Source organism: Flavobacteriales bacterium (genome assembly GCA_019694795.1).
In the GTDB taxonomy this organism is placed as follows: Bacteria; Bacteroidota; Bacteroidia; order Flavobacteriales_D; family UBA2798; genus UBA2798.
In genome coordinates this window covers 1-7171 of the sequence record JAIBBF010000093.1, presented here as the reverse complement: position 1 = coordinate 7171, position 7171 = coordinate 1, and the positions used below count along the sequence as shown (strand labels likewise).

Annotated in this window: 7 protein-coding genes; 4 read left to right on the top strand and 3 right to left on the bottom strand. The window is 43.8% G+C overall.

What is annotated here, in order from left to right:
- A partial coding sequence (locus tag K1X56_14485; protein MBX7095926.1) for a transcription antitermination factor NusB occupies positions 1–470 on the bottom strand: 470 nt, incomplete at its 3' end.
- Positions 471–507: 37 nt separating this feature from the next.
- Positions 508–1545: a leucine dehydrogenase gene (locus tag K1X56_14480; GenBank protein ID MBX7095925.1), complete on the bottom strand. Its 1038-nt coding sequence runs from the start codon at positions 1543–1545 to the stop codon at positions 508–510.
- A gap of 280 nt (positions 1546–1825) precedes the next feature.
- On the opposite strand from K1X56_14480, the gene K1X56_14475 reads away from it, so the two are divergent.
- The 4 genes from K1X56_14475 (at position 1826) to K1X56_14460 (ending at position 6227) form a co-directional block, all read left to right on the top strand.
- A complete protein-coding gene (locus K1X56_14475) occupies positions 1826–2872 on the top strand; it encodes a substrate-binding domain-containing protein (protein ID MBX7095924.1) in 1047 nt (348 codons plus the stop codon).
- 37 nt (positions 2873–2909) lie between these two features.
- Positions 2910–4697: an ABC transporter ATP-binding protein/permease gene (locus K1X56_14470; protein ID MBX7095923.1), complete on the top strand. Its 1788-nt coding sequence runs from the start codon at positions 2910–2912 to the stop codon at positions 4695–4697.
- 76 nt (positions 4698–4773) lie between these two features.
- Positions 4774–5139 carry a PUR family DNA/RNA-binding protein gene (locus K1X56_14465; GenBank protein ID MBX7095922.1) on the top strand — a complete coding sequence of 122 codons (366 nt, stop codon included), beginning with the start codon at positions 4774–4776 and terminating at the stop codon, positions 5137–5139.
- Positions 5140–5174: 35 nt separating this feature from the next.
- Positions 5175–6227 (top strand): PA0069 family radical SAM protein, encoded by a 1053-nt coding sequence (locus K1X56_14460; GenBank protein ID MBX7095921.1) that lies wholly within the window; start codon positions 5175–5177, stop codon positions 6225–6227.
- Here the strand turns inward: K1X56_14460 and K1X56_14455 are convergent, their stop codons facing one another.
- Positions 6228–7130 carry a histone deacetylase gene (locus tag K1X56_14455; GenBank protein MBX7095920.1) on the bottom strand — a complete coding sequence of 301 codons (903 nt, stop codon included), beginning with the start codon at positions 7128–7130 and terminating at the stop codon, positions 6228–6230. It abuts the gene before it with no gap.
- Positions 7131–7171 lie beyond the last annotated feature (41 nt).

The following is a 7171-nucleotide window of genomic DNA, read 5'->3' as shown; positions in this document are numbered from 1 at the left end:
CCATTGGCAATTTTGTCTTTGAAAAAAGCCATAATAAAATCCTGACCCTCTTCGAACGAACGACCCGGATCCGTCATGTATTTCGCATATTCTTCTGAAGTGCGCAGTTCATTAAAAATTTTCTTGAGCATGTCCTGTTCAGAAGCCCAGCTCAATTTTCGTTTATGCGCTTCGGCCTGCAGCGATTTATTATCGCGGAGCAGACATAAAATTTTATTCTCCACAAACTTCATGTTCGGTTCCAGATCTGCTTTGGTGGGAAGCTTTTTCTTTTTTCCGTCTTCAATTTTGTTTTCGGCCATGAGTTGCATGTCGACCAAAACCAGAAGATAAAGCACATAAAGATCATAGATCCTTTCAATATTCCTCATCAACTCTTTTTCGGCTTTGCCGTATTCTCCATCGCTACCCTGAAACCAGGAGTAGAGCGCCTGCAGGACTTTGATCCTAAGATGTCTTCTGTTTAACATAAATTTTCTGTGGAAAGAACGTTGTATTTAAAATTGATCAGATAAAGCGTTTAATTTTTCCGATAGCTTCAATACGACGCTCAGCAATGCGGTTGGCCACAAGGTAAGTTGGTGTATTGGTTGCTTTGGATTCTTTGATGATGTTTTGAATGGTGGTGTAGATATTCTCTGAATTCTGCATAGCCCATTCGTTGTTAAAGCCTTTCACTTCGGTGTAGCAGTTAATGATTCCTCCGGAGTTAATGGCATAATCGGGTGCATAAATCAATCCGCGTTTCAACACTTCTTCTCCGTGTTTCTTTTCGTCGCGCAATTGGTTATTGGCAGCACCGGCAATAACAGCACATTTCAAACGGTTCAAGGTTTCATCGTTGATGGTAGCTCCCAATGCACATGGTGCGTAAATATCCATGTCCACATCATAAATCTCCTCTACGCCTACTACGGTAGCACCGAATTTTTTTGAAACATGTGCCAGGGTATCGTCGTGAATATCGGTAATGGTAATTTTTGCTCCTTCTTTGGCGAGGTATCCCACGAGGTATTCACCTACGTGACCAACACCCTGCACGGCTACTTTTTTTCCGTTGAGTGAATCGGTTCCGAATGCTTCTTTGGCAGCGGCTTTCATTCCCATGTACACGCCATAGGCCGTCACCGGCGAAGGATCTCCTGAACGACCCGGTAATCCGGCAACGTGTTCGGTTTCCATGTTTACCCACGACATTTCTTTGGGCGAAATCCCCACGTCTTCTGCCGTGATGTATTTTCCTCCGAGGTTGTTTACAAATTTTCCGAAGCGACGGAACAATGCTTCTGATTTATCCTTGCGCGAATCGCCAATGATAACCGCTTTACCGCCACCGAGATTTAATCCCGCAACTGCCGATTTGTAAGTCATTCCTCGCGATAAACGCAGTACATCCGTCAACGCTTCCATTTCGGTTTTGTAAGGCCACATCCTTGTTCCGCCCAAAGCAGGACCCAACACGGTATTGTGAACGGCAATGATTGCTTTTAATCCGGTTTCTTCATCGTTACAAAACAAAACTTGTTCGTGACCCAGAAGATTCATTTGACTGATGACGGGATTGTCGGAAAGTGCGGTGTTAACTTCTTTAACTTCCATATGATGATTTTTTTTTTTGTGTCAGTGAAATCAGGCCGCAAAGGTATAATTAAATACCCGCGTGCAAAATGGAAACGGGAATAAAAAAAGCCTAAAAAGTTAAGAAGAGCGATTCCATCAAAATCTCGTGTAAAAATGAACTATTAATGGTCAAAATCCCCGTTTTGCAAGGCTTTTCCTTTTTTGTTTAGTAAAGTTTAGCTAATATTGAACAAAACCCGCTGCGATGAAAAAAGTAACCCTGGAAGATATTGCCAAGAGCCTTGGTGTATCAAAGACATTGGTCTCCCTCATTCTCAACAACAAAGCCAAAGAACACGGCATTAGTTCCGAAACCGTTGAGCGTGTTAAAAAACGGGTGAAGGAAATGAACTATATGCCCAACCAGGCAGCGCGCGGATTACGTACCGGAAAATCGAACCTGATCGGATTAATCGTAGCGGATATTTCGAATCCCTTTTACGCCAAAATTTCGCGGGCCATTGAAGATCTGGCATGGAAGAACGATTATCACCTGATGGTGTGTTCTTCGGATGAAGATCCTGAAAAAGAAGCGCAGCTGGTTCGTATTCTGAAGGAAAAAATGCAGGTGGAAGGACTCATCATTTCGCCTACCACCGAAAATGTGGATACGTTTAAAGATTTGCAGGACGAACAATTTCCCTTTGTACTGATCGACCGTTACTATCCGAAATTTGAATCGAATTATGTGGTGGTGGACAATTTTAAGAGCAGTCTGGAAGCGGTTGACAAACTCATCACCAATGGTGCAAAAAAAGTGGGAATGCTTACGCTTTCTCCTTCGCATATTTCATCATTGGCCGATCGTACGGAAGGTTATAAGCAAGCGTTAAAGGATCATGGACGTAAATTTGAGAAAGAATTATTACGTGAAATTCCATTTAACGATATCAAGAATTCCACCAAAAAAGCATTGCAGGAAATGTTAAAAACACCTGCGCCGATTGATGCTCTTTTTGTAGCCAACAATCACCTCGCCGTGGCTTGTCTCGAATCGATGAATGAACTGGGATTGCGTATTCCTTATGACTTAATGCTGATCAGTTATGATGATGTGGATGTGTTTAAATTATCTTATCCTCCTGTAACTGCTGTTGCTCAACCGATTGAAGATATCGGAACCAAAGCTGTTGAAGTATTGTTTAAAAACATCAACGATAAAGAAAGCCGGAATCATCCAACTAAAGTAGTTTTACCTGCCAATTTAGTGATGCGCCGTTCGGATGGAAGTTTTCTTCAGAATAAATCCTGAACCAAAACGGCTGTAAATCGTTATTTTTGCAGCCCACATGCGATCATTACGACACCTCAATTCTTATTTTGCCCGCTACAAATGGATGTTGCTGCTTGGAATTTTATTCATCAGCGTATCCAATTTTTTCGGCGTACTCTCCCCTGCCCTCATTCGTGAATCGTTCAATTCCATCAGTGAATGGATTGCCAAAGGAAGCGAAGGAAAACTCAGCAGCGATGAAGTGATTTCCGGTGCCATGAAGGCGGCTTTGTGGTATGCGGTGGTATATATGATTTATGCTTTGCTCAAAGGATTGTTCCTCTTTTTTACCCGGCAGACCATTATCGTGATGTCGCGCCACATAGAGTACGATCTTAAAAATGAAATTTACGCCAAGTACCAGGAACTGAGTTTATCCTTTTACCGACGGAATAATACAGGCGATTTAATGAACCGCATCTCGGAAGATGTAAGTCGCGTGCGGATGTATATTGGTCCCGCCATCATGTACATCACCAATCTGGCCGTGTTGTTTGTATTGGTGATTTACCGGATGATTGATATTAATCCGGAACTTACCTTATACGTATTAACGCCCTTGCCGATTATGGCTTTTCTGGTGTACACTGTTTCTAAACGCATCAATAAAAAAAGCGAAGAAGTACAGGCCCAGCAGTCGAATTTAACTACACATGCACAGGAAGCATTTGCTGGTATTCGCGTGGTAAAAACCTTTGGCAGGGAAAAAAGTATAGAAGAAGATTTTCGCAAGGAAAGTGAGTTGTACAAGCACCGCGTTTTAAGTCTGGTAAAAACCGATGCCCTCTTTTCGCCGGTGATTACTTTGTTGATTGGATTATCTACGATTCTTACGGTTTATATTGGGTGCCGACAAGCCTTTGAGGGTCAGATTGAAATTGGCGTGATTGCTGAATTTGTCATTTATGTTAACATGCTCACCTGGCCTTTTGCTACGGTAGGATGGGTTTCCTCCCTGATCCAACGCGCGGCGGCATCGCAGGAGCGGATCAATGAATTTTTACGGATTCAGCCTGAGATCAAAAATGAAAAAAGCGAAGAAGAAGAAGTGCGGGGGCAGATTGAATTTAAGGATGTCAGCTTCACCTATGGTGATTCGGGCATACAAGCTTTAAAAAACATCAGCTTTAAAGTAGAGCCTGGTCAAACCCTTGCCATTATTGGAAAAACAGGATCGGGAAAATCGACCATCTCCGCTTTGATTTGTCGCTTACTCGAAGCCGAAAAAGGGGTGGTTCATATCGACGGAAAAGCGATTGCAGAGGTGAATCTGGACAGTCTCCGTTCCAACATCGGCTACGTACCGCAGGATGTATTCCTGTTCAGCGATACCATTGCGAACAATATTTCCTTCGGACTCAAAAAAGAAACTGCCACAAAAGAACGCATTGAACAAGCAGCGAAGGATGCTGCCATTTACGATAACATCAGCGAATTTAAAGAGGGCTTTGAAACACTGGTGGGAGAAAGGGGAATTACCCTGAGCGGGGGACAAAAACAGCGGGTTTCCATTGCACGTGCCATTATCCGTGAACCACGGATTTTGATATTCGACGACTGTTTATCGGCCGTGGATACCGAAACGGAGGACCAGATTCTGCGCAACCTCAAGCGGATTATGCAGGGCAGGACTTCGGTGTTGATTAGTCACCGCGTAAGCACCGTACGCCATGCCGATCAGATCATTGTGCTGCAAAACGGAGAAATCGCCGAGCGCGGAACCCATCAGGAACTCATCGATAAACAAGGATATTACTTCGACCTATACCGCAAACAGCTCCTTGAAGAGCAAAAAATAGGCTAAAAAAGTTTTGTGCTTTCCCTTTTATTTTTAAATTTGGTGAAACCTAAACCAAAAAGTTTAACCAAAAACGATAGTGATGGAAGAAGGATACGATAAAAACGGCAATGGGAGAGATCGCGATGAGATTTATTCAAAAGCTGTGAGGGCCGGAAAGAGGACCTATTTCTTCGATGTTAAAACTACCCGTGGCAGTGATCTTTACATCACGATCACCGAAAGCAAAAAACGCTTTGACAAGGACGGTGTAAAATTCAACTACGAGAAGCACAAGATTTTCCTGTATAAAGAAGATTTTGAAAAGTTTGTAGAAGGTTTAAATGAAACCGTAGCAAAAATCAGCGAACTGAAAGAAAACGGATACACTCCAAGCGCAGAAAGCGAAGGCAATGAATCCTATTCCTACACCAGCGTTGAATTTGAAGATCTGGATAAACAACATTAACATACAGCCCCGAATGATTCGGGGCTTTTTTTTGCATGGCGATTAAGGGACGAGGAGCACAATTGAATACGCATAACCGCTTTCATTCTCAGAAAGTGGTACAAGAACACATCGAAGGCCTCGATGAGGAAGCAGGCTTTGAATCGAAAACCAGTTTCCTGACGATTTCACCCAAGAGCATTATTAATACCGTAGAAAGTCCGGATATCCCCGCACCCTATTCGATGAATCCGTATCAGGGATGTGAACACGGATGCATTTACTGTTACGCCAGAAACTCCCACGAGTACTGGGGATATTCTGCGGGACTCGATTTTGAGCAGAAGATTTTGGTGAAGAAAAACGCTGCTGAGTTATTGCGCAAAGATTTATCGGCAAAGAATTATAAGCCGGATGTGATACTGATGTCGGGAAACACCGATTGCTATCAACCATGCGAGAAAAAGTTTGGAATTACACGATCCCTGCTCGAAGTCTGTCTTCAGTTTAAACAACCGGTAGGCATCATTACCAAAAACACGCTGGTGGAACGCGATATGGATTTATTGCAGCAATTGGCCAACGATGGACTGGCACAAGTGATTTTATCGGTGACCACCTTCGATGAGCATTTGCGTCGCGCATTGGAGCCACGCACGGCCACCGCGCAACGCCGACTGGAATGTATCCGCACCCTAAGTGATGCCGGAATTCCCGTAAGCGTATTGATGGCGCCTGTTATTCCCGCTCTGAATAGCATGGAAATTTTAGATGTGGCAGAACGCTGTTCGGAGGCAGGAGCGCTGGCATTTGGTCACCAGGTGTTGCGGTTAAACGGACAATTACTCGAAATTTTCAAGGATTGGACACGTCACCACTATCCCGACCGGGCAGAAAAAATCATTCACCAGACCGAAGAATTGCATGGCGGAAAAGTTAACGACAATCGCTTTGGAACGCGCATGAAAGGCGAAGGTGTCATTGCACAACAAATTGCCGACATGGTGAAACTGGCCAAACGAAAATACTTCAGCGGAAAAAAAGCACCGGAATTCAATTTGAATTTATTCGATCAACATGCGGCTGATCCGCAGACGCGGTTGTTTTAATCAAAAAAACAATTGCTGCGCGAGGCGATAGGTATTGGCATGCGCTTCTACTATATCGGCGATGCGCTCGGAATAACCACCGCCCATGGAACAAACAATGGGAATATTTTCCCTGCGTGCAAGCTCTAGAACGATGCGATCTCTTTCTTTGCAGGCTTCGATGCTGACACCCAATCGACCCAGTTTATCCGTCGATAAAATATCGACCCCGCATTGATAAAAGATGAATTGCGGTTTAAATTTTTCCACCAGAGATGGCAACGTAGCACGAATGATTTGGAGGTAAGCTTCATCTTCTATTTTATCGGGCAGACCAATATCCAAATCGCTTTGTTCTTTGTGCAGGGGATAATTTTTTTCGCCGTGAACGCTGAGTGTAAAAACACGTTTTTCATTGGCAAAAATCTCTGCCGTTCCGTTGCCCTGGTGCACATCGAGATCGACAATCAATATGCGCTCGATGTTTTTTTTCTTCAATAACCAATTGGCAGCAATGGCATTATCGTTGAGCAAACAAAATCCCTCGCCGCGGTTGGTGTAGGCATGATGTGTACCGCCGGCAATATTCATGGCGATACCCAATTCGAGTGCATATTCTGCCGCTTTGCGCGTGCCTTCCATGATCATCCATTCTCGAAGAATCAGATGTTCATCGAGGGGAAATCCCATTCTACGAATTTCGTTTTTATCGAGTTGGAGTCCTTTTAATTTTTGTACGTAACCGGCATCATGGGTCCACAACAAAATTTCATCATCAATGGGCTCGGGTGCAAATAAATTTTCTTCACTAATGGTGCCTTCGTACAACAATTGCTGCGGAAGAAGCGCGTATTTTTCCATTGGGAAACGATGTCCCTCCGGTAATGCTTGCACATATTCTTTCCGCCAGGCGATTTTCAGCATCAGGGAGTAATGATGAGGGTATCGAAACTCGGACTGTATCC